Genomic DNA, 26716 nt, shown 5'->3' on the forward strand with positions numbered 1-26716 from the left:
CCCGAGCTCACCTCACCTGACGTGCGATGCCGGCCACTCATGGATGGCGCCCGCAAGGTGGAGATCTCCTACGAAGCGGTAGGGAGCGCCGACTCCCCGCTCGGACTGGTCCGCGTGCGCGACGAGGTCAGCTTCGGGCCCCAGGGCGGTGTTCCCCCTCGGCGTCGCCGTTCCCCGCGCTCGTCGCGATCGCGCTCGCGATGACGCCGAAGAGGTGATCGGCGCGGGGCGCGAGCGAGGGTTGATCGTTGAGCCACGCGAGAGCCCCGGCCAGCGCGAACAGGTCGGTGCCGTCGATGTCGGTCCGTGCTGCGCCAGCCGCCTGGGCGCGGGTGAGGAGCCGCGTGCCCGCCGCGCGCATCGTGACGCACGAAGCATGGAGCGCGGACCCGGCGTCTTCGATGGCGGCCACCATCAGCGCCACAACGCCCCGATACTCATGCGCGCAGGCGACGAAGTCGCCTAGCCACGAAACGAGGGCATCCCCAGGCGAGACCGAGGTTTCGAGCTCGCCCGCCTGTGCCGCCAGCTCGTCGAAGCTCGCGCGGAGCATGGCCTCGAGCAACGCCTCGCGCGTCGGGAAGTGACGGTACAGCGTGCCGAGCCCGACGCCGGCCCTGCGGGCGACGTCGCGCAGCGACGCGTCGGCGCCTTGCTCGGTCACGACGGCACGCGCGACCGCGAGGAGCTGGTCGTAGTTCTTCCTGGCGTCGGCTCGCATATGCCTCCTGAGTTGACAAGCGGAGCAGTGCCCCGCTTATATTTGGAGCACTGCTCCGGAAACGATAACTCATCTGCGGTGAAGGACGAAGACAATGCCGGCGAACACGATGAAGGCCATCCGGCTGCACGAGCACGGTGGCCCTGAGGTGCTGCGTTACGACGAAGTGCCGATTCCCGAGCCGAAACCGGGTGAGGTGCTCGTTCGCGTGCACGCGGTCGGCGTCAATCCCCCCGACTGGTACGTGCGCGAAGGAATGTCCAACGTGCCTCCTGAGATGAGGCCGAAGCTGAGCTTGCCCATGATTCCGGGGACGGACGTGTCGGGCGTCGTCGCGGCCGTCGCCGCGGATGTGGACGGCCTGTCCGTCGGCGATGATGTCTTCGGCCTGCTTCGCTTTCCCACCCTCGACGGCAGCGCATATGCCGAGTACGTCGCCGCGCCCGCCTCGGACCTCGCACGCAAGCCCGCTCGCCTCGATCACGCGCACGCCGCGGGGGCGCCAATGGCAGGGCTCACCGCGTGGCAGTTCCTGATCGAGCTCGGGCACGATCACCCGTCACCCTTTCAAGCGGCGCGGCATCGCCCGATGGCGCTGAACTCTGAGACGACGGTGCTCGTCAACGGCGCCGCGGGTGGCGTGGGGCACTTCGCGCTGCAGCTGGCCAAGTGGAAAGGTGCCCGCGTCATCGCGGTGGCATCGGGCGCGCATGAGTCGTTCCTGCGCGAGCTCGGCGCCGAGGAGTTCATCGACTACACCAAGAGTCGTCCCGAGGAAGTCACGCACGACCTTGATCTCGTGCTCGACAGCGTCGGTGGTCGCGACAGCGGTCGTTTCCTGCGCACGCTCAAGCGCGGCGGCGCGTTGTACCCGGTCTTCCCCGGCGGCTTCGATGACGAAGAGGCCGCGAAGCTGGGCGTCACGGTCTCGGCCACCCAGGTCCGCTCGAACGGCGCGCAACTCGCTGAGCTGGGACGCCTGCTCGACGCGGGCACGGTTCGCGTCGCGATTGACAGCACGTTTCCGCTCGCCGATGCCCGGGCGGCGCACGAGCGCGCCGCCCGAGGGCACATCCAAGGCAAGATCGTGCTCACGGTAGTTCAGGAACGAGCCCGCTTGTGAGACATGATTGTCTCGTCATGGGGCCTTAGCATGGTCGAGTGGTGAAATCGGATGCCGGGATGCAGCGGACCAGGTCGGCGATCCTCGACGCCGCCGCCCGGGCGCTGGGCCGGCGCTCAGACGCGGCGATGGCGGAGATCGCCGACGAGGCCGGTGTGGGACGCGCGACGCTGTACCGGCATTTCCCGACGCGGGAGTCGCTGCTGCGCGGTGTGGCCGAGGTCGGGATGGCCGAACTCGTGGAGGCCTTCGCGGCCGCGAACCTCGACGAGCTTCCGGCCGACCGGGCGATCACCAGGATCATCGCCGTGTATCTGCGAAACGGTGCCAAATACGCGGCGGTGATCGGCCAGGCCGACCAATTCTGCGACCATGACGCCATCGAGCGTACGGTCAGGCCCATCCGCGACGTCATCGCTCGTGGCATCCGCGACAAGGTGCTCCGCGACGACCTGCGCCCTGACGTCGTGCTCGCCATGTTCTCCGCGATCGTGGAACGCACCCTCTGGCTGACCGTCGGCGAGATCATGACGCCCGAGGAAGCCACCGAGGCGGCCGTGACGATTTTTCTCAACGGCGCACGGAAGCCCGAGTAGGCCATCACTGCCCGCAGGGCTCAGGTGACAGGAGCGGGGGAAGGGTGATCGCGGAGGGGCGCAACCCCTCGGCGAGCAGGGCGAAGTAGCGTCTGCGGGCGGCACCCGCCGGATCCTCGGGACGTACGAGCGCTGGCCGGTTTCGGCGGCGAACGCCCGGAATTCCAGGGCGAGCGAGTGAATCGCCCGCCGTCGGACGAGCACCTCGACAGCGGCCTCGAGCGCGCCGACGAGATCGCGCCACGGATCGTCGGTGCGCACCGTGGTCATGGGCTCGATCTCCGTGGCCAGGACATGATCGAAGACGGCCCGGATGAGCTGGTCGCGATTGCGGAAGCGCCGATACAGCGTCATCACGCTCACCTGCGCACGCTCGGCGATCTCCTCCAGCGTCGCCTCCGGCCCGATCTCCTCGAACGTCGCGACCGCGGCGCCGACGATCCGCTCGTAGTTACGGGCAGCGTCGGCCCGTAGTCCCCGCTCCCGCCCGGTCACCAGGTCACGCGTAGCGAGCCCAGCGGCTGGACCCGGGACGGGTTGGTGCGGGCTTTGTGGGACGGAGACCCGCGGATCGCGGTCGGCGTGTTCGGCGTACCCGACGACGCGATCGCGCTGAACCCGCAGACGATCGAGCCGGGGGAAGACCGGGTGGTTCTCGACGCGCTGATTCGGCACCTGAGCTCTGGAGATGCGTGAACGCGGTCCCCGCGTGCGTTGGCTGGCCGGGGATCGTCAGGTGGCAGTGTGGGGGTCCGGGCCCGTCTCGTCGCCGCCGGAGAGCAGGGCGCTCAGGCCGCCCCGGGCGTCCTCCATCACGACGGCCTCGGCTGCCGCAGAATCGCCCGCGCGCAGAGCGCGGACCAGCGCGCGGTGGGTGGCGTAGCGGTCGAGACCGAAAGTCGGGTCCTGGGCGACCCGTTCGAGACGCCGGGCCCGGCTCTCGGAGCGGGAGAACACCCGCGTCTGCTTGAGCAGACGTACCAGGACCGGGTTGTCGGCGCAGGCGTTGACGGCGTCGTTGAACCGTTCCATCGTGTCCAGGAGCTGGTTGACATGCCGGGTCACCGGGGCGCCGTCCGCGTGACGCTGCTTGATGAGGATCAGCAGGTCGTCGGCTTGATCGAGGATGGCGTCAAGGTTGTCGAGCTGCTCGGGCGTCGCGTGGCGGGCCGCGAACCGGGCGACCATGCCGCGCAGGGCGACCTCCACTTCGGCGAGGTCCTGAAGCGCGGTGTCGCCGATGGTCGAGACCTTGACCGTGCGAGGTCCGGTGCGTTCGAGGAGGCCGTCTTGTTCGAGCCGCCTGATCGCCTCCCGCACTGGTGTGGGGCTCACGTCGAGACGCTCGGCCAGCCCGCGCTCGGTCACCTTCTGGCTCGGCCGGAGCTCGCCTGTGACGATGGCGGCCCGGATCGATCGGTAGGCCTGGTCGGCGAGGGTGTCGTTGCTGAGCGTTGCGAGGGATTCGGTGGCCACAGCCGTAGCATAGCTGCCCGCCATGGCAGCGGGCATATGCAATGCTTGACTAACGTGCTATAGCAAAAGTATGGTGTGTTGCCACGCCCCCGACGCTCAAGGAAGGACATGGTGTCTCGCGTCCTGATCACCACCGACTACCTGAGGCCGGATGACGAGGTCGATCACTACCTGCGCCGGCTCGGATACGAAACCACGCACCTGCCGATCCGCGGGCGGCGCGACCCGGCAGAGCTGGCCGCGGCGCTGCGTGACAGCACCGCGGCTCTGATCGCGAACGAGCCGATGACGGCCGACGTGCTCGCGCGGGCGACAGCGTTGCGCGTGATCGTGCGGACCGGGGTCGGGTACGACTCCGTGGACGTCGATGCCGCCGCACGGCTGGGTATCACGGTCAGCAACCTTCCGGGCATCAACGCGAACGCGGTGGCCGAGTACACCCTGGGGCTGCTCCTCGCCGCCGCCCGTCGCCTGGTTCACAGCGCCGCGGGTGTCGCGGCCGGCGAGTGGCCGCGCGAGGACGGGCGTGAGCTGCGGGGCGCGACGCTCGGCCTGATCGGTTACGGCGCCGTCACCCGGGCGGTCGTCCCGCTCGCGCGCGCGTTCGGCATGTCGGTGCTCTGCAGGACGAGCGTGCCCGCCGGCGAGCGGTCCGACGAGTGCGTGCGCTTCGTCGAGCTCGACGAGCTCCTGGCCGCATCCGACTACATCTCCGTCCACACGGCTCTCACCGAACGGACCCGGGGCCTCCTCGACGCCGCGGCATTGCGCCGGATGAAGCCGGGCGCCGTGCTGGTGAACACCGCGCGGGGGCCGATCGTGGACGAACAGGCACTCGCCGACGCGGTGCGCTCCGGTGTGATCGCCGGGGCGGCGTTGGACGTCGTGTGCGTCGAGCCGCTGCCCGCGGACAGTCCGCTGCGGGGCGTCGACGGGATCGTCGTGTACTCCCACCTGGCCGGCCAGTCGGCCGAAGCCCGCCGGGCCGCGGGGCTCGAGGGGGCCGCCGAGCTGGTGGCCTCGCTCAGGGGTGCTCCCCGGTTCGCGGTCAACCATCCGACCCTCCCGTCCGAAAGGGGAGCTAACCATGGATGACACCCCGGTCGACTCCGTCCGGATCATGACGCCCGTCGGCATGCTCGGTGCCGGGTGGGACGAGGCCACGATCGAGCGCGGGCTGGCCCTCGGCGTCGACGTGATCACGGTGGACGGCGGGTCCACCGACTCCGGCCCGCACTACCTCGGGTCGGCGACGGCGAAGACGGCCGCGCAGGCGGTGGCCCGCGACCTGCGCAGCCTGCTGCGGGCGGCGGCCCGCGCGGACGCGCCTTTGATCATCGGCTCGTGCGGCACCAGTGGCACCGACAGCGGCGTGGACTGGGTCGCCGGGATGGTCACCGAGCTCATGAGGGAGGAGGGCCTGGACCTCAAGGTCGCGCGGATCTACAGCGAACAGAACCCGGCCGACCTCAAGGAACACCTCGACGCCGGCCGGATCCACCCGCTGCCGCCCCTGGGCGAGATGCGGGCCGAGACGCTGGAGAGCTGCACTCACATCGTCGGGATGATGGGACACGAACCGATCGTCCAGGCGCTCGAGGCGGGTGCCCAGGTCGTGCTGGCGGGCCGCGCGACCGACACGGCGGTGGCGGCGGCGTACCCGCTGATGAAGGGGATGCCGGCCGGAGCGAGCTGGCACGCGGCCAAGATCGTCGAGTGCGGCGGTCAGTGCACCACCGACCCGCGCGCGGGCGGGGTCTACACCGTGATCGACGCCGACGGGTTCACCATCGAGCCGCTCGACCCGGGCAATTCGTGCACGCCGTACACGGTCGCCGCGCACATGCTGTACGAGACGGTCAACCCGTTCGAGATGCGTGAGCCCGCCGGAACCCTGGACGTGCGCGAGGCGACGTACGTCGCCGTGGACGGCCGCACGGTCCGGGTCGAGGGGTCGAGATTTCACACCGCTGAGCGGCACACCGTCAAACTGGAGGGTGCTCGGGTCACCGGCTACGAGACCATGTCCTTCACCGCTGTCCGCGACCCGCTCATTCTCGCGGACATCGAATCCTGGGCGGACCTCCTGGGCGCGCATCTGCGGCGGCGGGTGAGCCGGACTCTGGGACTCGCGGACGACGAGTACGCCTTCGACCTGCGCCTCTACGGCCACAACGCGGTACTGGACGACCTCGAGTTCGACACCGGCCCGCCGCGCGAGGTGGGCGTGATGCTCCTCGTCAACGCCCCGGACCAGGCCACCGCCACGGCGGTGGCGAAGCTCGCCAACCCGCTGATGCTGCATCTCCCGACGCCCGAGATGCACTATCTCCCCAGCCTCGCCTTCGCGTCCTCGCCGGCGGAGGTCGAGCGGGGCCCGGCATACGCGTTCGTGCTCAACCACGTCGTCGACAGCATCACGCCCACCGGCATGTTCCGCATCGAACACGGAGACGACCACCATGGCTGACATCACCGCGCGTACCGTCGGTGACCTCGCACTCGAGGTCCGGTCCAAGAACGCCGGCCCCTTCTGGGTGACGATGGAGCTGTTCATGCGGGATGCGGACGGCTACCGGATCGTGGCGGACGAGACGTTCCTCAACGAGCCGATGATCGCCGATCTCTACCGCGTGGACGCCGGCACGATCCAGATGTTCCGGATCCCGTCGCTCAACGTCGTCAAGATCTCCTTCCCGCGACCCGTCTCGCAGGGATCGCTGCGGGACCGCGACATGCACGCCGGCCAGCACCACGTCCCCCTTGCCGCGCTCCGTCTGCCGGCCACGGCTCCGGGCGTGAGTCGTGGCTGACGCCGACATCATCGTCGTCGGAGCGGGCCTCGCCGGCCTGGTGGCGGCGGCCGAGGCCACCGACGCCGGCCGGTCGGTCGTGCTGGTGGAGCAGGAGGGGGAGCAGTCGCTGGGAGGTCAGGCGTTCTGGAGCCTGGGTGGGCTGTTCTTCGTGGACAGCCCCGAGCAGCGCCGGATGGGCATCAAGGACTCGCGTGAGCTGGCCTGGCAGGACTGGCTCGGCAGCGCGCGGTTCGACCGCGAGGAGGATCGCTGGCCCCGGGCGTGGGCCGAGGCGTACGTCGACTTCGCGGCCGGCGAGAAACGCGCCTGGCTGCGTGGCATGGGGCACCGGGTCTTCCCGCTGGTGGGCTGGGCCGAGAGGGGCGACGGCCGCGCCGACGGCCACGGCAACTCGGTCCCGCGCTTCCACATCACATGGGGGACCGGACCCGGTGTGATCGCGCCCTTCGAGCGGCGCGTGCGCGCCCATTCCGGCAGCGGACGGATCCGCTTCGCGTTCCGCCACCGGGTCGACGCTCTCATCGTCGATGACGGCGCGGTCATCGGGGTGCGCGGACAGGTGCTCGAGCCGGCGGCCGAGGACCGAGGCCGCCCGACCTCGCGCATCGCCGTCGACGACTTCGAGTTACGCGCCCAGGCCGTGATCGTCACCAGCGGCGGCATCGGTGGTGACCACGACCTGGTACGCAAGGTCTGGCCGGCCCGGCTGGGGACGCCGCCACGGACGATGGTGGCCGGGGTGCCGGCGTACGTGGACGGCCGGATGCTGGGGATCAGCGAGGCGGCCGGCGCCCGGGTCATCAACCCGGACCGGATGTGGCACTACGTCGAAGGGCTGCGCAACTGGGACCCGATCTGGGACGACCACGGCATTCGCATCCTCCCCGGCCCCTCATCGCTGTGGCTCGACGCCACCGGCAAGCGGCTGCCCGCACCGTACTTCCCGGGTTTCGACACCTTGGGAACCCTCCGTCACCTGCGGCGGACGGGCTACGACTACTCGTGGTTCGTGCTCACCCAGAAGATCATCGAGAAGGAGTTCGCGCTCTCGGGATCGGAACAGAATCCCGACCTCACCGGCAAGGACATCAAGCTCGTCCTGTCGCGTGTCAGGGGCGGGGCGCCGGCCCAGGTGGAGGCGTTCAAGCGGCACGGTGCCGACTTCGTCGTCGCCGGCGACCTCACCGAGCTGGTCGCGGGCATGAACAAGCTCGCCGATCCGGACGCGCCGGCGATCGAGGAGCCGGCGCTCCGGACCCTCATCGAGGCGCGCGACCGTGAGATCGGCAACACGTTCACCAAGGACGCGCAGGTGACGGCGATCCGGGGCGCGCGCAACTACCGCGGCGACAAGCTGAGCCGGGTGGCGACCCCGCACAAGCTGCTCGATCCGAAGGCGGGGCCGCTGATCGCCGTACGGCTGCACATCCTGTCGCGCAAGACGCTCGGTGGTCTCGAGTCCGACCTCGACGGCCGATGCCTGCGCGCCGACGGCAGCCCCCTTCCCGGGCTCTACGCCGCGGGTGAGGTCAACGGGTTCGGTGGTGGCGGGATGATGGGCTACAACGCCCTGGAGGGCACGTTCCTCGGCGGTTGCCTCTTCTCCGGCCGGGTGGCCGGTCGAGCCGCGGCGCGGGCGGTCGGCTGACCTATCTGGCTAATCCCTGCCTGGCTCCACGCCGCAAAGTCCCATGGCAAAAGCGCTCTGCAACTCTTGACAGTTTTGCCATAGCATTCACAAGATGACGAGTGTCGCAGTGCGTCGACCGTGACCAGCGGTTCGCACGGCCCTCCGAGTCCGGCCCGGCGACGCCGCCGTCGAAACACCGAGGAACACCATGAGAAGGACCGCATTCCTGCCCCTCGCGCTCGCCACCGCCCTGACTCTCGCCGGGTGCGGCAGCTCGGCCGGTAAAACCGCCTCCACCACGCCCACGGCGACGGCGGACGTCGGACAGGCCTCGGCGGTCACTCCTGTGGACGAGGCCACCCTCAAGGCGGCGCGCGCCGAGCGTGAGGTGCTGCTCTACACCAACGCCGAAGACCAGCAGATGGCACCGCTCGTAAAGGGTTTCGAGAAGGCGTATCCCGGTATCACGCTCCGGAGCCTCACGCTGGGCACCTCGGAGATGTTCCAGCGTTACGAGACCGAGGTGGCGTCGGGGGCCCCGTCGGCCGACATGATCATGAATAGCGACGCGGTGGGCTGGCTGTCCTTCATCCGCGACGGCAACGTCGAGGACTACACCGATCCCAACACGCCGAACCTGCCCGACCACGCGGTGCTCGGCCCCGGCGTCTACTCCGTCTCGGTGGATCCGGTCGTCGCGGTGTTCAACAAGGCGTTGCTCCCCGAAGCGAAGCAGCCCACCACGATGGCGGCGCTGGCGGCGATGGCCCAGCAGCTCGACGGGAAGATCGCGACGACCGACATCAGCAACGTCATCCAGTTCGGAGCCACCAGCGCCTACCTCGACAAGCACGGCGAGGCCGGGTGGGGCACGCTGGAGAAGATCGGCCGCCACTCCGCGGTGGAGGCGAGCAACGGCCCCCTGGTGACCAAGCTTGCCCAGGGCCAGTACGCGGCGGAGTTCTTCGTCGCCGGCAGCGTCCGGGCGTTCATCACCGGTGACGTCGCCAAGGTCGTGAACTACAGCTTCCTCAAGGACGGGACGCCCTTGCTACCGCGCGGCGTCGGGGTGACCGCCAAGGCGAAGCACCCGAACGCGGCCAAGGTCTTCGTCAACTGGCTGCTGTCGGTCGAGGGGCAGGAAGTCGCCTGCCAGGGCGGTTTCACGCCCTACCGCGACGGGGTGAAGTGCGACTTCGGCCTGCCCCAGATCAAGGCCCTGGTCGGTGCGGAGAACGTGATCATCAGAAGCTACTCGCCGAAGCTCGCCGACGAGCACGACTGGATCGTCGCCCGCTTCAACAAGGCCTTCGGCCGATGACGGTCACGTCCGAACCGAGGTCAGGCGCGGCTCCGGGGTCCGGCCGCACCGGCCCACTGCGGCGTTCGTCCGTGCCGACGACCGCCAGTCACTACCTGATCTGGGCCGTGACCCTGGTCGTGGTCGTCGGCCCCGTGGCGCCGATAGTCCTCGCGTCGCTGTGGTCGACCCCGCTCTACCGATCCGGCGGTCACCTCACGCTCGGCAACTTCCGCGACCTCTTGACGGACTCGGCCTGGTGGGGCGCGGTCGGCGACAGCGCTGCCTTCGCGGCCCTGACGACGGTGTCGTCCGTGCTGTTCGGCGTCGGTGCGGCCGTGCTCCTGACCCGTACCAACGTGCCGTTCCGCCGGCTCTTCGCCGGTGTCCTCATCCTTCCGGTGATGCTCCCCGGACTCGTGCTCATCGTCGGCTGGATGGCGATGTGGGCGCCGTCGGGGTACGTCAGTTCCTGGCTCGAGATCAACACGGTGCTCCCGTTCCCGGTCGACCTGTACACCGTGCCGGGCATGGCGCTGGTGGCGACCAGCGTGGCGGCGCCGACCGTGTTCCTGTTCTGCCGCACCACCGTGCTCGCCATCGACCCCGCCTTGGAGGACGCGGCGCGCAGCGCGGGCGCACGCCCACTGCGGGCGCTGGTCTCGGTGACCGTGCCCTTGCTGCGGCCGGCCGTCCTCAACTCCGCGCTCCTCGTCTTCGCGATCTCCTTCGAGGTGCTGGGCCTGCCGCTGATTTTGGGATTCTCCAACAACATCACGTTCGTTTCTACCTATCTGTACGACAACTGGATCAACGCGACACCACCGAACCAGGGGCTCGTGTCCGCCGGCGCGGTCTTCCTGCTCATCTGCGTCTCCGGGCTCCTCGTCCTGCGCAACCGGCTCGTCGGAGACGCCTCCCGGTACACGACGGTCACCGGGAAGGCCACCGCGACTCGGGTGGTGAACCTCGGAACGGTCCGGTGGCCGGCGGCGGCCGTGCTCGCCACTCTGCTGGGAGCGCTCGTCGTCGTCCCGCTGGCCGGCGTCGGGATGTCGGCCTTCACCACCATCCTCACCCCGTACGTCACGCCGTGGTCCGTACTGACCACAGACAACTTCACGGCCATCGCCGAGCATCCGATCTGGTCGGAATCGATCGTGAACAGCCTGCTCATCGCCGGTGTGGGCGCGCTGCTGGCGACGGCGGCCATCGCCGTCGTCTCGATGGTCGCCCACCGCTCCACCTTCCGGTTCCGCGGATCGCTGCAACAGTCGGTGGTGTGGCCCCGGATGATGCCCGGACTCGTGACGGGCATGGCGTTCTTCTGGTCGTTCGCGATCCTCGACCCGAGCGGCGCCGTGCGCGGCAGCCTGTGGGGGATCGGACTCGCGTTCGCCGTGCGCAGCCTCGCGCTCGGCTATGGCGTGTTCTACCCGGCGCTGGCCGCGATCGGGGAGGACCTCGACCGCGCCGCCCGTACGTCCGGGGCCACCTGGTGGCAGGCCTCGGTGAGCGTCGCGCTCCGCCTGAGCGCCCCCGCTATGGCCGCTTGCTTCGTTCTGCTGTTCGTGTCGATGCTCAACGACGCCGACCCCGCCGTTTTCCTCGTCACCGACCGGACACCGGTCATGGGGCTGACCATGCTGCAACTCGCGGCGACGAGCACCGGCGGCGCCGTCGCCGCCTTCGGGGTGATCCAGATGGTCATCACGCTCGCGGTGCTCGGCGCCGGACGAATCTTCCTGGGGGTGCGGGCACATGCCTGATCTCACACTGACCAAGGTCGCCAAAAGCTTCGGGGCCAACGTCGTGCTCCACGATCTCGACCTGCACGTGCGGGACGGTGAGCTGTTCACGCTGCTCGGCCCCAGCGGTTGCGGCAAGTCGACGACCCTGTGGTCGATCGCCGGTCTGCACTCGCCTGACCGTGGGACCATCAACTTCGGTGACCGGGTGGTGTTCGACGGCGGCCGGACAGACGTGCCACCCGAGCGCCGCAACTGCGGCGTGGTGTTCCAGTCCTACGCCGTGTGGCCGCACCTGTCGGTGCACGACAACGTCGCCTACCCGCTCAAGCTCCGCAAGCAGAAGCGCCCGGCCCGGGCGGCCCGGGTCCGGGAGGTGCTCGAGCTCGTGGAACTGGACCACCTGGAGCACCGCTACCCGCACGAGCTCAGCGGCGGGCAGCAGCAGCGCGTGGCACTGGCCCGCGCGCTGGCACACCCGCCCGACCTGCTCCTGCTGGACGAGCCGTTCTCCAACCTGGACGCCAAACTGCGGGAGCGCGCCCGGGAGTGGCTGCGTGCCCTGCAGCAGCGGATCGGCGTCACCACCGTCTTCGTGACGCACGACCAGGACGAGGCGCTGTCGATGAGCGACCGCGTCATGGTCATGGACCAGGGCCGGGTCCGGCAGATCGGCACCCCGGAGGAGATCTATCAGGAGCCCGCCGATGTGTTCGTCGCCGACTTCGTGGGGACCGTGAACGTACTGCCGGGGCGAGCGGCGCCGGGCGTGGACGGCGCCGCGCAGGTGTGGCTGGACGGCCTGGGCCTGCCGCTCGTCGCTCCGGTCGGTGCGGGTCTCGATGGCGATGTGCGGCTGACCGTCCGCCCGGAGCGCGTCGTGGTGCACCCGCCCAGCGGCGCTCCGGCAGACGCGGTCAATGTCGTCACGGTGAAGGTCCGCTCACGGGCCTTCCTCGGCGACCACTACCGATACGTGACCGATCTCGGAGAGCGCGAGCTGGTGGTACGGACCCTGGCCCCCGTCGAGCACGGCTCCGAGCTGATCGTCGAGCTCCCGCCGGAGGCGATCCGCGTCTTCGGACCCGCCTGACGCGAACACCGTGCTGGAGAGAGATGCCGCTGGGAGCGGCGCCAAGTACATCGCGCCGACGGAGATCGAGGGACGGTTCAAGGCGGTGTGCCCGTACGCCCGCACGGGTGGTATTCGGAGGCCTGACAGGGCCGATCACCAATGGGAACACGCGGACATGGACATCAGAGATCGCATAGACCCGCAGGTGCGGGCCCGCCTCGACCAGTATCTCAGCATCGTGGGCCCCCAAGGGCTGAGCGGCATCGAGGACATCGCGGAGCGGCGGCGGAGGCAGGCTGAACTCACCGCCCTTCGTCCGAGAGCCGCCGCACCGCAAGACGTCGATGTGCGCGACTACTCGATCCGGGCGGACACGGACTCGCGTCCAGCCGTTCAGGTGCGGGTTTACCGGCCCGCCGGCAGCCCCACACCGGCACCGTGCATCTGCTACATCCACGGCGGCGGGATGGTCGCCGGGAGTATTGACGGTGACGATGCGAAGGCCGTCGAGCTCGCGCGGGCAACCGGCTGCGTCGTCGTCTCGGTGGAGTATCGTCTCGCGCCCGAGAACCCGTATCCCGCCGCGGTCGACGACTGCTTCGCCGCTCTCCTTTGGATCGCGGAGAGCCGGCAGGAGCTACGGATCGATCCTCACCGCCTCGCTCTTTACGGACCGAGCGCAGGCGGCTGCCTGGCGGCGGCCACCGCCCTGCTCGCCCGCGACCGCGGCGGACCCGAGATCGCCTACCTGATGCTCGTCTCCCCGATGTTGGATGACCGTCCCTCGACACCCTCGAATCGCACCAACACCGGATTTGGCGCCTGGAGTCGCGAGGCGAATCTCCAGACCTGGCAGGCGTTCCTGGGCAGGGACTTCGGAACCGACCGGGTATCGCCCTACGCGGCGCCGGCGCGCGCTGACGACCTCACGGGGTTTCCGCCCCTGTATGTCGACATCGGCGACCTCGACTTGTTCCGGGACGAGGCCATGGACTTCGCTCAAAGGCTCATGTGGGCCGGAGTTCCGGTCGAATTGCACGTCTACCCTGGCGGCATTCACGGGGGTGAGAACATCGCGCCCGAAGCCGAGTTGAGCGTGCGGGTTCGTTCATACCGGCACAGCGCCCTTCGCAGGAGGCTGTTCGCGCATGCCTCCATCTGAGCTCGACGCGTAGATCGCACCAAGCACATTTGAAGGAGTAACTTCTTGAAAACCTCTGATGCGCCCGCACATCGTTCCTGGCGGTTCAATACCCGCCGATGCCGTCCGGCGGTATTCACGGCAATGCTCGCCGCCGCTCTCGTGGGCACGCTCGGCAACACACCCTCCTCCGAAGCACGTACCACGCAGCCCACGGCTACGCCCTGCCCGTCCAGCCTGGCCGAGAAGGCCACCTGTTACACCGGCCAGGACGCCAACGGCGCTTACTACACGATGGCCGTCCCGAAGAGCTGGAACGGCTCTCTCGTCGTGCACGCCCACGGCGGACCCGACTTCTCCTACAACGCCTCCAGCCCGACCGAGGACCTGGCGCGCTGGGCGGTGATGGTCGACCAGGGATATGCCTGGGTCGGCTCCTCCTACCGACGCGGCGGCTACGGGGTCAGGATGGCCGCCGCCGACACCGAGAACGTGCGCCGCCTGTTCGCAGACCGTTTCGGCCGACCGGCTCGCACCTACCTCCACGGCCAGTCCTGGGGTGGCAATGTCGCGGCCAAGGTCGCCGAGACCTACGGCAGGAAGCGCGGCGCCTACGACGGGATGCTGCTGACCAGCGGCAACCTGACCGGCGGCTCGCGCGGCTACGACCACCGCGTGGATCTGCGAGTGGTCTACCAGTACTACTGCCGCAACCTCCCGCGTCCGACGGAGCCGCAGTACCCGCTGTGGCAGGGGCTCCCCGCCGACTCCACCATGACACCCACCGAGGTCCATGCCCGCTTGCAGGAGTGCACCGGCATCGACTCCGACTTCGCTGACCGGACTGCGCGGCAACAGCGCAATCTCGATGACATCCTCGCCGTCACCCGCATTCCGGAAAGGTCCCTGAAAACGGATCTGCTGTACGCGACCTACCTGTTCCAGGACATCGTGTTCAAGCGGCTCGACGGCCGTAATCCGTTCAGCAATCGAGGTGTGCGGTACGACGGTTCGCACGATGACAAAGCACTCAACGCAGGTGTGGCTCGATTCTCGGCCGACCCCACCGCACACCGTGACCTGTCCTACGACAGCGACCTCACCGGCCGGGTATCCCTGCCGGTCCTCACCCTGCACGCGATCGACGACCCGCAGGTCTTCGTGGAACACGAGGCGGCCTACCGCGCCACTCTCCAGGGCGCCGGCCAGGACGGGAATCTCGTCCAGACGTTCACGAAGGAGTCCGAGCACAGTGAACTGAGCAACTCCGAGTACGCCAACTCCCTCTCCGCGCTCGACACATGGGTGCGTTCCGGTCGAAAGCCCTCTCCGCGCTCGATCGCACGTTCCTGCGGCACGTTCGACAGCACCTACGGCAGCGGATGCTTCTACGACCCGGAGTTCCGCCCCGCGCCGTACGCCGCCCAGGTCCGGCCCCGACCTGGCGGCCTGCGCTGGCCCGCGATGACCGCCGCGCAGGAGCGTGCCTGGAGCCGGATCGACGGCGTGGGTATCGCTCCTTGAGAGCGCACCGAGGGATTCCATAAGCGGGATTTCCTAGCTGAAGGCCTCCAGGATCGCCCAGAGCGGAAGTGGGGCGGCCACGCACACTACGGCGGTGTACGCGAGCATCCGGTTCTGGAACTGCCGCCGATTCTCGACCTGCGCGTTCGCCAGCATCAGCGCCCCGTTCGTGGAAAACGGGCTCACATCGACGATGAGTGAACAGGTGCTGATGGCGATGATGACTCCGGCAGCCGACAGCGCGCCGTCGTGAAGCAGCGGAATTGCCAGCGGCAACGCGATGCCGATCGTGGCAACCGACGATCCGACCGCAGAGAGGAGCGCCGCGATCAGCAGGATCAGCAGGATCGCCAAGCCAGGCATGGACAGATCCGCAGCGGCGTTGGCAACGAAGTCGACGGTGCCGTTGGCGGTCAGCACGGCCATGAGCGTCAGCATCCCGCAGATGAGGAGGATGACGTTCCATCCGATGTCCTTGAACCCGTCGGAGTGCTTGTGGGGGGACAGAAGAAGAAGCACCGCCGCTTCGGCCAATGCCATCACGCCGACATCCACTCCAAGGGCCGCACCGATGATGAGTCCCACGATGGACAGGAGGGTGAGTACGCGGACGGGAGTGATGCCGTCCTTCGCGGCGTCGAGGCCGAGGCCTGCGACGGCCGGCGCCTTGATCGCGGCTGGGGAGGGGGCCGCATCGACGACGACCTCGGTTTCGGTCTGGGTTCCCGTCCCCGTGCCAACGCCAGGCGCACTTTCGGTTCGGCCGCCCAGCGGTGTGGCGCTCTTGCCGCTGTCCGGCGCGGTCTGAGGTAGCGGGGTCCAGAGCTCGCGGCCCCAGGCCAGGTAGACGGCGACGGCGAAGGCGAGGTTGGCCAGGAAGCACGTGACGAACATCGTTGCCGAGCCCACATCGATCCCGGCCTTGTCGGCGGCCTGCCGGGTGAACGCGGCGTAGACGGTCACAGGGGACAGAGACGCGGCGAGCGCTCCGTGACTGACCATCATGGCCATGAGGAGCGGGCGAATCCTGAACCTACTCGCCAGCGACATCGCCATCGGCGCGAGAATTCCCACGGCGAAGACGAAGCCGAAGGACATCAGGATCCCGGCGACGAGGAAGACCAGCCAGGGCACGGCCCAGCGTCGCTGTCCCACGAGGCGTAGCGAGGCTCTGAGGAATAATGCCATGGTGCCGTTCACGCGGGCGATGCCGAACAGCAGCGTGATGCCCACGACGAGCACGAACACCTGCCCTGGGAAGAGGGCGAAGACGTCCTCGCTGGAGAGGCCGGAGGCCGCGCCGAGGATGAACGCCGCGGTGAGGGCGAGCGCCCCCATGTTGATGGGCAGCATCGTCGCGATGGCGAAGACCAGTAGCAGGCTGACAATGGAGGCGGCTTCGATCATGTCGGTTCCTTCGCGCTCTGAGCATCGTGAGCCGTCCGGTGTCTCAGGCGTCACGAAACTTAGGCGAAACATAGGCGAGCGGCCGACCGACGTGAATGGTGAAGCCTGGCAACCTAACCTTTCTGATCTGGAAACAGTCGCATCAGGCTGATCGGACCAGCCGTCCAGGCATGCGGGCGGCGAGGTGCTCGATCAGCTCGGTTACGCGGCGGGGGACGTGTCCGTCGTCCTCGATCAAGGCGTAGATGTCGGCCGCGGGCGTAGGGATGTGAGGGAGCACGCGGACCAGCTCACCGCGCTCGATATGGGGACGAACGTGCCATTCGGAACGCATGATCACGCCACGGCCTTCCAAGGCCCAGTTGGTCACGACGTCTCCGTCGTTACTGGACAGGGAGCCATGCACCCGCACGTGTCGCGGATCGCTGACATCACCGAACCGCCAGAGCGCGTAGTCCCCCTCGTTCTCGCGCAGCACGATGCAGTCGTGCTGGGCGAGATCCTCGATGCCTGTGGGCGCGCCGCGTCGGTCCAGGTACGACGGCGCCGCGCACGGCACGCGGCGGTTCTCGGCCAGTCGGCGCATCCGCAGCGAGGAGTCCGGCGGACTTCCGACGTGAACGGCCACGTCGAACATTCGCCGGTGCGGGCGGAGAGGTAGCGCCGAGGTGTTCAGCTGCACCTGCAGCTGAGGATGCGACGCCGCGAACTCCGCCAGCAGCGGAGCCACGTGTGCTCGGCCGAGACCGAGGGTCGCCTGGACGACCAGGGTCCCGCGCAGCTCCCCGGAGCGATCGGTCACGAGGTCCTCGAGCTCGCGGAGCTGGTCGAGGATCGAGTCCAGTCTGCTCGCGTACAGGGCACCCTCAGAAGTCAGTACCAGCCGGCGGGTGCCTCGCTGGACGAGACGGACGTCGAGGCGCCTCTCCAGTGCGCTCAGCCGCTTACTGGTAACGGGCAGCGAGCAGCCGAGCTGGCGCGATGCGGCCGTGAGCGTCTCGCTGGCTGCCAGGACTTGGAAGAACTGCAAGTCATCGATGGACATTTTCATGCGGTCCCCGAGCTACGCGAGATGCTTTCTATTGCGGAAAGCATAAGTTGCCCGGATGACTGTTGTGGGGGGCCTCAACCGAAGCCCAGAGTGGAGAGCCGCACAAGCCCGCCGGGCAGACCGGCGTGCCCACAAGTCGAGCGAGGAGCCGCAGCCGTGCCACAGCGTTACCGCATCGCCGCCGTGCCCGGGGACGGTATAGGCCGGGAGGTCGTTCCCGAAGGACTGCGGTGCCTGCGCGCCGCGGCCGACGCGTACGGTTTCGCGCTCGACGTCGATGAGTTCGATTTCGCCAGCGCCGACTACTGGGTGCGACATGGGGAGATGATGCCGAAGGACTGGCGCGGTGTACTGGGTGGCTTTGACGCGATCTTCTTCGGCGCCGTCGGGTGGCCCGAGGTCGTTCCCGACCACGTGTCACTGTGGGGAAGTCTTCTGCAGATGCGACGCGGGTTCGACCAGTACGTCAATCTGCGTCCGGTCCGCTTACTGCGGGGAGTGCGCAGTCCACTGCGCGACTACCCTCCGGGAGACATCGACTTCTACGTGGTGCGCGAGAACACCGAGGGTGAGTACTCCAGCATCGGTGGGCGGATCTTCGAGGGCACGCAGCGTGAGACCGTGCTGCAGGAAACCGTGATGACCCGCATCGGCGTCGACCGGGTGCTGCGCTACGCCTTCGAGCTCGCCGGCGTACGACCGCGCAGACGCCTGACCTGGGCGACCAAGAGCAACGGGATCTCGATATCCATGCCCTACTGGGACGAGCGGGCGAGCGAAATGGCGCTGCGTTACCCGCAGGTGAGCGCGGACAAGGACCACATCGACATCCTGGCGGCCAAGTTCGTACTGCAGCCCGATCGGTACGACGTCGTCGTCGCGAGCAACCTGTTCGGTGACATCCTCTCTGACCTGGGGCCGGCCTGCACGGGCACGATCGGGATAGCTCCGAGTGCGAACATCAACCCTGAACGGAACCATCCGAGCTTGTTCGAGCCCGTACATGGGTCAGCTCCCGACATCGCGGGGCGCGGCATCGCCAACCCGGTCGGGCAGATCTGGAGCGGAGCGATGATGCTGGAGCATCTGGGTGAGGCCGCGGCGGCGGCCGGCATCATCGCCGCCATCGAGTCCGTTCTGGAGCGGGAGCGTGATGTGCTCACGCCCGACCTCGGCGGGAACGCGACCACGGCGGCACTGGGATCGGCCATCGCGAGGCAGATCGGCGTCGAGGTCCAGCAGGGCCCCACCGGTGAGCAGGACCTGACGGCCGGCAGGAGTGCCCAGTGACCGGGAGATCTGCCCTGGACCCGATCGGTCTCGAGGTGCGGTGGGACCGCCTGGCCGCAGCCACGGACGAAGCCGCCTCGACCATGCTCCGCACCGCCTTCTCGACCATCATCCGGGAGTCGAACGACTACACGGTCGTGCTGATGGACCGCGGGGGCCGCACCATCGCCGAGTCACGAGCGGGTATCCCGGCGTTCGCCGCGCTGATGAGCTCGCTCACCCACCTTGTGCTGCGACGGTTCCCGATCGAGTCGTGGCAGGACGGCGACTGCGTCATCACGAACGACCCGTGGATCGCCACCGGGCACCTTCCCGACATCGCCATGATCACACCGGTCTTCCATCGGGGCTCGCTCGTCGGTTTCGCCGGCACGGCGGCCCACTCGCCGGACATCGGAGGCGTGGCGACCCTCGGGGCGACCGACCTGCTGGCGGAGGGGATCCTGATCCCACCCCTGCGCCTGTTCCGCGCCGGCGAGGTCGAACAGGGCGTCAAGGACCTGCTCCTGGCCAACGTCCGACTCTCCGACCAGGTCTGGGGCGACCTCGAGGCACAGGTCGCGGCACATGCCGTGTGCCGTCGACGTGCCCAGGAGTTTCTGGAGGACTTCGACGAGACCGACTTCGACGACTTCGCCACCGCGGTTCACGCCATGACCGATACCGCGATGCGCAGAGCGATCGCCGCTCTCCCGGACGGCGTCTACCGCTCCTCGATCGACGCGGACGGAGCTGAGGGGCATCCGACCCACCTCCAGTGCGCCGTCGAGGTCCGAGGGGACGAGGTCGTGATCGACTACGCCGGCAGCTCCCAGCAGGTGCCGTTCGCGACCAACTCGACCCTCAACTACACCCGCGCCTACTCGATGTACCCCCTGAAGATCCTTCTCGACCCGGCGACCCGCACGAATTGGGGCTCCTACCGGTCGATCCGGGTCATCGCGCCCGAAGGGACGATCGTCAACCCGAGATTCCCGGCGCCCGTCCTGGCTCGCCACCTCACCGGACACCTCCTCTCGTGCGCGATCTACCAGGCACTCGCACCGGTGCTGCCGGACCGGGTCATCGCCGACAGCGGTGGCGCGCCGGCGCTTCGGGTTCGGTTCGCCGGCCATGACGACAGCGGTCGCCCGTTCGGGCTGATGCTCTTCGCCAACGCCGGAATGGGCGCATCCAACTCGGCCGACGGGCTTTCGACCACCGCCTTCCCCACCAATTCCGGCGTAGGCGGAATCGAGGCGCTCGAGGTCTCCTCGCCACTCCGTTTCGTCCGCAAGGAGCTTCGCCCCGGATCGGGAGGGCAAGGCCGTCGACGTGGCGGGTTGGGCCAGGACATCGAGGTGCACAACCCGACCGACCGGCCGGTCCAGATGGTCCTCCTCGGTGACCGGGAGCGCCATCCCGCGCTCGGAATGGCCGGCGGGAAACCGGGCGCACCGGCCCAGGCCGTCTTGGACACGGGTGAACGCGTCCCGTTGAAGTCGGTCTCACAGCTCGCGCCCGGCGCCTCGGTGGTGATCTCGTTCGCGGGCGGAGGGGGGTTCGGAAACCCTGAGGAGCGCGAACCCGAGCTCCGGTTGGCGGACGAGGCCGCCGGCTACACGCACCCAGTTCCGGCGAACGGCACGGACGGCTCGACTGCCGCCGTGACCGGTGAGGAGGCCCATCCGTGAGCGGCTCGGTGAGGATCGGCGTCGACGTGGGCGGCACGTTCACCGACCTGTTCCTGCACGACCCGGACCGGGGACTGACGCACCCGGGCAAGTTGCCCACGACCCCCCACGCCCCCAATGAAGCCATCAAGGCCGGCATCGCCCTGCTGTTGGACGAAACAGGCACGCGACCAGCCGACGTCGCCGGAATCGTGCATGGTACGACCCTGGTGACCAACACCCTTCTCGAGCGCACCGGTGCCGTCGTGGGTCTCCTGGCCACTGCGGGCTTCAGCGACTCGCTCGAGATGGGCCGCGAGATCAGGTTCGACACGACCGACCTCCTCGCGCGGCCGGCAGCCCCGCTCGTCCCCCGCCACCTGCGCCGCGGCATCCGCGGCCGCCTGGCCGCTGACGGCACCGAACTCGAGGCGATCGACGAGGACGCCGTGTTCGAGCACGTCGCCGACCTGCTCGAACACGGCGTCGAGGCGTTGGCCGTGGCCCTCTTGCACTCCTACCGCAACCCCGGCCACGAGCTCCGCGTACGAGATCTGTTGAGCGCGGCGTACCCCGATCTGCCGGTCACCATCTCCAGTGCCGTCGCGCCCGTCATCGGCGAACTCGAACGGGCCGGCACGGCGTGCCTGAACGCCTACGTCCAGCCGCTGATGTCCCGCTACCTCGACGACCTGCGCCACGACCTCTCAGCGATGGGGATCGCCGCACCACTGCGGATCGTGCTTTCCAGCGGCGGGATCACCACCCTGGAGGACGCGAAACAGTTCCCGGTGCGGCTGCTCGAGTCAGGACCGGCGGCGGGAGTGATCGCCGCGGCCTCCGTGGCGAGGCGAGCGGGCATCGGCGACGTCGTCTCTTTCGACATGGGCGGGACCACGGCCAAGATCGCTGTAGTTCAGGACGGACGAGCGCGGGTCAAGCACGACTTCGAAGCCGGCCGGGTCGACAAGTTCAAGCCGGGGTCTGGCCTCCCGGTCAGGCTCACCGTCGTGGACATGATCGAGGTCGGCTCGGGCGGCGGCTCGATCGCCGCTCTCGATCAGCTGGGGCTGCTCAAGGTGGGCCCGCGCAGTGCCGGTTCGGTCCCCGGGCCGGTCGCCTACGGCCGGGGCGGAGAGCGCCCCACGGTTACGGACGCCGACCTCGTGCTGGGGTACCTCGACCCGGCCACCTTCCTGGGCGGCGAAATGCGGCTGCTCGTGTCCGAGGTCCATAAGGCGGTCGACCACGACGTCGCCGACCCGCTCGGCCTGGACACGATGACCGCCGCCGAGGGCATTGTCGAGGTCGTGACCCAGTCCATGGCGGCTGCGGCTCGGATGCACCTCTCCGAGCAGGGCAAGGATCCTGCCGATTTCGCGCTGCTCGCCTTTGGGGGTGCGGGTCCGGTCCATGCCTATGGATTGGCGAAGGCTCTGAAGATCCGGCGGATCGTAGTACCGATGCGCGCCGGTGTCATGTCGGCATACGGCTTCCTGGTCGCCGCCCCGGCCGTGGACGAGGTGCGCAGCCTGCCCTCACCCTTGACAGAGGTCGACTGGGACGGGGTGGCGGCCCTCTACGACGAGATGACCAGTCACGCCAAGGAGGTTCTGCGGCCACAGGACCGGGCGGAGGTGCGGCTCCGGCGCACCGCCGACATGCGATACCTCGGTCAGGGATCCGAGATCGAGGTCGAGCTGCCCTCGGGCGAGCTCGGCCCGGCACAGGTGGAGGCCATCCGGACGGCGTTCGAGACGGCGTATCGGGACGTGTTCGGGCGCAGTCTCCCAGGACAGGTCGAGGTCGTGAATTGGCGGCTGTCGATGCGGCTGCCCACCCCCGAGGTGCCCCTGCACACGGCACCGACCGCCGATGAACCGATCCGCGGCACACGCCTGGTGAACTTCCCCGGGCACGGCCCACTGGACGCTGTGGTGTGGGACCGGTACGCATTGCGGCCCGGCACACAGATCCAGGGACCGGCGGTATTCGAGGAGCGGGAGTCCTCGTCCTCTTTCGGCCCGGACTGCCGCATCACCGTCGACAGCGACCTGACCCTGTTCATCGAGGTCGACTTGTGACCGTACGGTCGCCGGCGAGACTCACCGCTGAGGCGGCGGGTCCACTCGCCGTGCGTCGGCGACGGGCTTCAGCGATTCGCGGGGTGCGCACGACCAAGATTCCACGCACCGGCTGTCCGCTCTCTATCGGCTGCGCGGGCTGCGCCGGGGCGAGCCAGTCGGGCTGCGCTGGAAGGACGTCGACCTGTCCGCCGGACCGCCGGGGTGCATTGGCATATCACCCAGCTGGGCTGGGAGCCGGTGCAGGGCAGGCCGAAGACCGAGGCGAGCGACCGCTCCGTCGCGTTGGGGTCTGAGTTGACGGTGACGGCCTAAATGATCTACCGAGATACACGTTCCGTGCAAGGGTGGTACGGGATCCGGCCGATGGACCGGTGTGCAAAGCATTCGGGGTGAGCGCGTTCCCCGCGGCTTGCGTGGTCGCTGACGGCCAGGTGATCGCGGCGGCGCCGGACTTCTCCCGCCTGCCGGCATTGGTGTGAGCACCGCGTCCCGGATGGCCGCGCTGATCTGGCGGTCGGCCCCGCTGCACATCGTCGCGTACCTGGCGATGACTGTGGCGAGCGGGCTCACCTCGGTCATCGTGGCCTGGATGACGAGGTCGGCGCTGGCAATGCCGCCCGCCGCCGGATGGACCGCGGCGAGCTGCTGCGGAAGCCGGAGACCGGCGGGCGTCCGGCCCGCACCTGCGTCTCCGCGAACAGCACGCTCGCCGCTTCGACCTCCACCAGAACCTGACCGTCGCCGGGCGCTCCGGATCAGGGGCCTCACCGGCGACCAGCACCGACGGAGCCCCGAACTCGGTCAACCAGATCGCTCGAATAGATCGTCAGGGGTGCGGTGCCCTCGCGGGCCCGCTCCCCCGTCCTCCGTTCACATCCGTGTGCCGCGACGTAATTGCTAGTTGGCTAACACTTACTCGCCATGGTCCACAGTTATCAGTCGCGCGCGACTCATTATGAGATGTGAATGTCTCATTATGGATGGTCTGAGTACGACCGGCTCAGCGGCTCACCGTGGTCTCCCACTCCATGTGCGACAGCTTCTCGGGATTGCGCACGGCGTAGAGCCCGGTGATGAGGCCGCCGTCGACGCGTACCGTCACGACGGTGTCGATCACGCCGTCGAGCCGGACGATCAGTGCCGGGTGGCCGTTGACCTGGGCCGGCTGCAGCAACGCCACAGGGGTGAGGTTGCCCAGCACGTGGGCCACCTGGCCGGCCCCCACGACGGGCGCCAGCGCGGCCTGCCTGAGTCCGCCGCCATCTGTCAGCAGGACGACGTCCGGCGCGAGGATGTCGAGCAGGCGCTGCAGATCGCCCGTTTCGATCGCCCTCTGGAACGCCTTGATCGCGGCTCGGGTCTCGGTCGGGGAGACGATGTCGCGTGGCCGGCGTGCGGCGACGTGTCCCCGTGCCCGGTGGGCGATCTGGCGTACCGCGGCCGGGCTCTTGCCGACGGCGTCGGCGATCTCGTCGTAGTCCAGATCGAACACCTCGCGCAGGACGAACACCGCCCGCTCGGTCGGCTGAAGCGTCTCCAGCACCAGCAGCATCGCCGTCGAGACGCTGTCGGCCAGTTCGACGTCCTCGGCGACGTCGGGCGCGGTCAGCAGCGGCTCGGGCAGCCAGGGGCCGACGTAGGACTCCTTGCGGCGGCCGAGCGTACGCAGCCGTTTCAGCGCCTGCCGGGTGGTGATCCGGACCAGGTAGGCGCGCTGTTCCCGTACCGTGCCGAGGTCGACGCCCGCCCACAGCAGCCACGTCTCCTGCAGGACGTCCTCGGCGTCGGCGGCCGAACCTAGCATCTCGTAGGCGACCGTGAAGAGCAGGTTGCGGTGGGTGAGGAACGCCTCGGTGGCGGGGTCCACGTGGCTGTCACGAGCGAGGGGCCCTGCCGTGTCCGCCGGTTTCTCGTTGCGTTCGCTCATCGCTGGTTCCTGCCTGTTCGTTCTCGACCGTGCCACGCATGAGATCCCGGTCCCCACCGCTTTGTGACACCCGGGATCGGTGATGCACGTCACATCGCCGCGCTGTCACAAGGATCGGGTCGCCGGGATCTCTTGTTCGCCAGGACGCCGCGCCAACGATCGACGCGGCCCGCGCCACCACGAATGAGGACCACATCATGGAACAGCGTATGGATCTGATGGCCAACGAGCTCGGCGCCAAGATCGCCAAGCGGATCTACAACGTCGCCCTGGCGATCCAGCAGTCGCCGCTCCCCCAGACCACCCAGGACCTGGTGATGCTGCGCGCCAGCCAGATCAACGGCTGCGGTTTCTGCGTCGACTACCACACCAAGGACGCCACGGCCGCCGGGGAGAGCGCGGTCCGGCTCCACCTGGTCGCCGCCTGGCGCGAGTCCACCGTGTTCACCGAGGCCGAGCAGGCCGCGCTGGCGCTCACCGAGGAGGGTACCCGGCTCGCCGACGCCCACCACGGCGTGTCCGACGACACCTGGGCCCAGGTGCGCAAGCACTACGACGACGACCAGATCGTCGCGCTGGTCTCCCTGATCGCCATGATCAACGCCAACAACCGGCTCAACGTGATCGTGCGCAACCCGGGGGGCTCCTACCAGCCCGGCATGTTCGACGGCATGGCGAACTGACCGGCAGACCGATCCCCGCCGGCCCGGGATCCCCTCCACCCGGGCCGGCCACCGCCCCCTTCCGGGGGCGACTATCTCTGAAGGAATGTCATGAGTCTTGAAACCCTTCGCCGTGACTTCGGCGGCGACATCATCGAACCGGGCGCGGCCGAGTACCCATCGGCCAGCCGCTCGATATTGGCCTCCGGCAGCCCGGCCTACGTTCTGCGGCCCGAGAGCGTCGAGGACGTCCAAGCGGGTGTCAGATTCGCCGCCGGCGCGGGGCTTTCGCTGTCCGTACGAGGCGGCGGCCACAGCTTCGCGGGCTTCGGCACCCTCGACGACGGCGTCGTGATCGACCTCGGCAAGCTCGCGGACGTCGAGGTCATCGACAAGGAACGGCACCTCGTACGGATCGGCGGCGGCGCCACCTGGGGTCAGGTCGTGGCCGCCCTGGCCCCGCACGGCCTGGCGATCTCCTCGGGCGACACCAAGGGCGTCGGCGTCGGTGGGCTGACGCTGAGCGGTGGCATCGGCTGGAAGGTCAGGAAGTACGGCCTCGCGCTGGACAACCTGGTCACCGCCGAGGTCGTCACGGCCGGCGGACAGATCGTCCAGGCGAGCGAGGAGGAGAACCCGGAGCTGTTCTGGGCGATTCGCGGTGGCGGCGGCAATTTCGGGATCGTGACCGCCTTCGAGTTCGCGGCCCACCCGACGACGGACATCTTCTACGGCAAGATCAGCTTCCCGGCGTCGGAGGCGGCCACCGTGCTCCAGGGCTGGGCGGAGCACCTGCGCACCGCCCCCGAAGAGCTCACCTCCGTGGCGGAGTTCGCCAATCCCTTCGCGGGCGGGCCCGAAGCGCCGCTCGAGATCCGCCTCGCCTTCGACGGCGATGACCCGGAGCTCGCGGCGCGGGCCATCGACCCGATCCGGCGGCTCGGCACGGTCATCGGCGACGATGTCGCGTTGAGACCGTACGCGGACGCGCTCGTGGACGGCGCCACGCCGCCGCCGGGCATCCAGCTGGTGACCCGAAACGCGTTCGTCGACCAGGCGTCGGTGCCCGAGGTCCTTCGGATGCTCGTCGAGGTCGGGGCGGCGCAGGGGTCGCCGTTCATCGCCGTTCGCAGCGTCGGCGGTGCGGTGTCCCGAGTCCCCGACGATGCCACCGCCTACGCGCATCGTCAGGCGGAGTTGATGGTCGTGACCACCATCCTGGGGCCGCAGCCGGTCATCGAGGCCGCGCGTCCTGCTCTAGACGCGGTTTGGGCGAGACTCGCACCTCACGTCAACGGCGCCTACGCCAACTTCCTCACCGCTGCCACCGAGGAGGATGTCGCCGCGATCTATCCGACGCGGACCTACGAGCGGCTCGCGGCGGTCAAGCGTCAGTACGACCCCGGCAATCTGTTCGCCCGCAACCACAATGTCCGGCCTCAATAGCCCTGCGCCAGAGACACGGTGAGCGGGTGGCGGGGGTGTGAAGT

The 26716-nt window shown here is 68.8% G+C and carries 22 protein-coding genes and 1 pseudogene; 17 read left to right on the forward strand and 6 right to left on the reverse strand.

Annotation, left to right across the window (positions count from 1 at the left end):
• Positions 1-127: 127 nt before the first annotated feature.
• Positions 128-721 (reverse strand): helix-turn-helix domain-containing protein, encoded by a 594-nt coding sequence (locus tag ACIBO2_RS31990; protein WP_358549684.1) that lies wholly within the window; start codon positions 719-721, stop codon positions 128-130.
• A 94-nt stretch (positions 722-815) separates the two neighbouring features.
• Between ACIBO2_RS31990 and ACIBO2_RS31995 the strand changes: the two genes are divergently transcribed.
• Together ACIBO2_RS31995 and ACIBO2_RS32000 are read left to right on the forward strand one after the other, a co-directional pair.
• Positions 816-1844, forward strand: coding sequence for an NADP-dependent oxidoreductase (locus ACIBO2_RS31995; RefSeq protein WP_358549686.1), 1029 nt, complete (start codon positions 816-818; stop codon positions 1842-1844).
• A gap of 38 nt (positions 1845-1882) precedes the next feature.
• A complete protein-coding gene (locus ACIBO2_RS32000; RefSeq protein WP_397301641.1) occupies positions 1883-2440 on the forward strand; it encodes a TetR/AcrR family transcriptional regulator in 558 nt (185 codons plus the stop codon).
• A gap of 363 nt (positions 2441-2803) precedes the next feature.
• On the opposite strand, the pseudogene ACIBO2_RS32005 reads toward ACIBO2_RS32000, so the two are convergent.
• A pseudogene (locus ACIBO2_RS32005) lies at positions 2804-2935 on the reverse strand (TetR/AcrR family transcriptional regulator); the annotation flags it as partial.
• Positions 2936-2980: 45 nt separating this feature from the next.
• Here ACIBO2_RS32005 and ACIBO2_RS32010 point away from each other — a divergent pair.
• Entirely contained in the window at positions 2981-3136 is a 156-nt protein-coding gene (locus ACIBO2_RS32010) for a hypothetical protein (RefSeq protein WP_358549690.1), read from the forward strand.
• 36 nt (positions 3137-3172) lie between these two features.
• Here the strand turns inward: ACIBO2_RS32010 and ACIBO2_RS32015 are convergent, their stop codons facing one another.
• Positions 3173-3916: a GntR family transcriptional regulator gene (locus ACIBO2_RS32015; protein ID WP_358549692.1), complete on the reverse strand. Its 744-nt coding sequence runs from the start codon at positions 3914-3916 to the stop codon at positions 3173-3175.
• A gap of 108 nt (positions 3917-4024) precedes the next feature.
• On the opposite strand from ACIBO2_RS32015, the gene ACIBO2_RS32020 reads away from it, so the two are divergent.
• From ACIBO2_RS32020 to ACIBO2_RS32060, 9 genes are all read left to right on the forward strand, one after another.
• Positions 4025-5011 carry a phosphoglycerate dehydrogenase gene (locus ACIBO2_RS32020; protein WP_397301645.1) on the forward strand — a complete coding sequence of 329 codons (987 nt, stop codon included), beginning with the start codon at positions 4025-4027 and terminating at the stop codon, positions 5009-5011.
• A complete protein-coding gene (locus ACIBO2_RS32025; protein ID WP_397301648.1) occupies positions 5004-6386 on the forward strand; it encodes an acyclic terpene utilization AtuA family protein in 1383 nt (460 codons plus the stop codon). The genes ACIBO2_RS32020 and ACIBO2_RS32025 overlap by 8 nt, the downstream gene beginning before the upstream one ends.
• Positions 6379-6729: a DUF4387 domain-containing protein gene (locus tag ACIBO2_RS32030; protein WP_358549698.1), complete on the forward strand. Its 351-nt coding sequence runs from the start codon at positions 6379-6381 to the stop codon at positions 6727-6729. Before ACIBO2_RS32025 ends, ACIBO2_RS32030 begins: the two co-directional genes overlap by 8 nt.
• Positions 6722-8380, forward strand: coding sequence for an FAD-binding dehydrogenase (locus ACIBO2_RS32035; RefSeq protein WP_397301651.1), 1659 nt, complete (start codon positions 6722-6724; stop codon positions 8378-8380). The genes ACIBO2_RS32030 and ACIBO2_RS32035 overlap by 8 nt, the downstream gene beginning before the upstream one ends.
• 190 nt (positions 8381-8570) lie before the next feature.
• A complete protein-coding gene (locus ACIBO2_RS32040) occupies positions 8571-9683 on the forward strand; it encodes an extracellular solute-binding protein (RefSeq protein WP_358549702.1) in 1113 nt (370 codons plus the stop codon).
• Between the two features lie 71 nt (positions 9684-9754).
• Entirely contained in the window at positions 9755-11431 is a 1677-nt protein-coding gene (locus ACIBO2_RS32045; protein ID WP_358549704.1) for an iron ABC transporter permease, read from the forward strand.
• Positions 11424-12503: an ABC transporter ATP-binding protein gene (locus ACIBO2_RS32050; RefSeq protein ID WP_358549706.1), complete on the forward strand. Its 1080-nt coding sequence runs from the start codon at positions 11424-11426 to the stop codon at positions 12501-12503. The genes ACIBO2_RS32045 and ACIBO2_RS32050 overlap by 8 nt, the downstream gene beginning before the upstream one ends.
• A gap of 157 nt (positions 12504-12660) precedes the next feature.
• Positions 12661-13647 carry an alpha/beta hydrolase gene (locus ACIBO2_RS32055; RefSeq protein WP_358549708.1) on the forward strand — a complete coding sequence of 329 codons (987 nt, stop codon included), beginning with the start codon at positions 12661-12663 and terminating at the stop codon, positions 13645-13647.
• 123 nt (positions 13648-13770) lie between these two features.
• Complete coding sequence (locus ACIBO2_RS32060) at positions 13771-15150, forward strand: DUF6351 family protein (RefSeq protein WP_358549710.1); 1380 nt, start codon at positions 13771-13773, stop codon at positions 15148-15150.
• Positions 15151-15183: 33 nt separating this feature from the next.
• On the opposite strand, the gene ACIBO2_RS32065 is transcribed toward ACIBO2_RS32060, so the two are convergent.
• Positions 15184-16557: an SLC13 family permease gene (locus ACIBO2_RS32065; RefSeq protein ID WP_358549712.1), complete on the reverse strand. Its 1374-nt coding sequence runs from the start codon at positions 16555-16557 to the stop codon at positions 15184-15186.
• Between the two features lie 142 nt (positions 16558-16699).
• Positions 16700-17602, reverse strand: coding sequence for a LysR substrate-binding domain-containing protein (locus tag ACIBO2_RS32070; protein ID WP_358549713.1), 903 nt, complete (start codon positions 17600-17602; stop codon positions 16700-16702).
• Positions 17603-17764: 162 nt separating this feature from the next.
• On the opposite strand from ACIBO2_RS32070, the gene ACIBO2_RS32075 reads away from it, so the two are divergent.
• From ACIBO2_RS32075 to ACIBO2_RS32085, 3 genes are read left to right on the forward strand one after another with little or no spacing between them, the layout of a single operon-like run.
• Complete coding sequence (locus ACIBO2_RS32075; protein ID WP_358549715.1) at positions 17765-18898, forward strand: tartrate dehydrogenase; 1134 nt, start codon at positions 17765-17767, stop codon at positions 18896-18898.
• On the forward strand, positions 18895-20571 hold the full coding sequence (locus ACIBO2_RS32080) for a hydantoinase B/oxoprolinase family protein (protein WP_358549717.1): 1677 nt from the start codon (positions 18895-18897) through the stop codon (positions 20569-20571). The genes ACIBO2_RS32075 and ACIBO2_RS32080 overlap by 4 nt, the downstream gene beginning before the upstream one ends.
• On the forward strand, positions 20568-22634 hold the full coding sequence (locus tag ACIBO2_RS32085; protein WP_358549719.1) for a hydantoinase/oxoprolinase family protein: 2067 nt from the start codon (positions 20568-20570) through the stop codon (positions 22632-22634). The genes ACIBO2_RS32080 and ACIBO2_RS32085 overlap by 4 nt, the downstream gene beginning before the upstream one ends.
• Positions 22635-23637: 1003 nt before the next feature.
• On the opposite strand, the gene ACIBO2_RS32090 is transcribed toward ACIBO2_RS32085, so the two are convergent.
• Entirely contained in the window at positions 23638-24564 is a 927-nt protein-coding gene (locus ACIBO2_RS32090; RefSeq protein ID WP_358549721.1) for an RNA polymerase sigma-70 factor, read from the reverse strand.
• Between the two features lie 197 nt (positions 24565-24761).
• Between ACIBO2_RS32090 and ACIBO2_RS32095 the strand changes: the two genes are divergently transcribed.
• Both ACIBO2_RS32095 and ACIBO2_RS32100 read left to right on the forward strand, forming a co-directional pair.
• The gene (locus ACIBO2_RS32095; protein WP_358549723.1) at positions 24762-25247 is read left to right on the forward strand and encodes a carboxymuconolactone decarboxylase family protein; all 486 of its coding nucleotides are present in this window, start codon (positions 24762-24764) and stop codon (positions 25245-25247) included.
• A gap of 90 nt (positions 25248-25337) precedes the next feature.
• Positions 25338-26672, forward strand: coding sequence for an FAD-binding oxidoreductase (locus ACIBO2_RS32100; RefSeq protein WP_358549725.1), 1335 nt, complete (start codon positions 25338-25340; stop codon positions 26670-26672).
• Positions 26673-26716 lie beyond the last annotated feature (44 nt).

Source organism: Nonomuraea sp. NPDC050022, from assembly GCF_044460705.1.
GTDB lineage: Bacteria > Actinomycetota > Actinomycetes > Streptosporangiales > Streptosporangiaceae > Nonomuraea.

Coding starts and splice junctions, on each gene's coding strand:
- ACIBO2_RS31990 (WP_358549684.1), bottom strand. CDS start 721: ATGCGAGCCGACGCCAGGAAGAACTACGACCAGCTCCTCGCGGTCGCG.
- ACIBO2_RS31995 (WP_358549686.1), top strand. CDS start 816: ATGCCGGCGAACACGATGAAGGCCATCCGGCTGCACGAGCACGGTGGC.
- ACIBO2_RS32020 (WP_397301645.1), top strand. CDS start 4,025: ATGGTGTCTCGCGTCCTGATCACCACCGACTACCTGAGGCCGGATGAC.
- ACIBO2_RS32025 (WP_397301648.1), top strand. CDS start 5,004: ATGGATGACACCCCGGTCGACTCCGTCCGGATCATGACGCCCGTCGGC.
- ACIBO2_RS32030 (WP_358549698.1), top strand. CDS start 6,379: ATGGCTGACATCACCGCGCGTACCGTCGGTGACCTCGCACTCGAGGTC.
- ACIBO2_RS32040 (WP_358549702.1), top strand. CDS start 8,571: ATGAGAAGGACCGCATTCCTGCCCCTCGCGCTCGCCACCGCCCTGACT.
- ACIBO2_RS32050 (WP_358549706.1), top strand. CDS start 11,424: ATGCCTGATCTCACACTGACCAAGGTCGCCAAAAGCTTCGGGGCCAAC.
- ACIBO2_RS32055 (WP_358549708.1), top strand. CDS start 12,661: ATGGACATCAGAGATCGCATAGACCCGCAGGTGCGGGCCCGCCTCGAC.
- ACIBO2_RS32060 (WP_358549710.1), top strand. CDS start 13,771: ATGCTCGCCGCCGCTCTCGTGGGCACGCTCGGCAACACACCCTCCTCC.
- ACIBO2_RS32065 (WP_358549712.1), bottom strand. CDS start 16,557: ATGATCGAAGCCGCCTCCATTGTCAGCCTGCTACTGGTCTTCGCCATC.
- ACIBO2_RS32070 (WP_358549713.1), bottom strand. CDS start 17,602: ATGTCCATCGATGACTTGCAGTTCTTCCAAGTCCTGGCAGCCAGCGAG.
- ACIBO2_RS32090 (WP_358549721.1), bottom strand. CDS start 24,564: ATGAGCGAACGCAACGAGAAACCGGCGGACACGGCAGGGCCCCTCGCT.
- ACIBO2_RS32095 (WP_358549723.1), top strand. CDS start 24,762: ATGGAACAGCGTATGGATCTGATGGCCAACGAGCTCGGCGCCAAGATC.
- ACIBO2_RS32100 (WP_358549725.1), top strand. CDS start 25,338: ATGAGTCTTGAAACCCTTCGCCGTGACTTCGGCGGCGACATCATCGAA.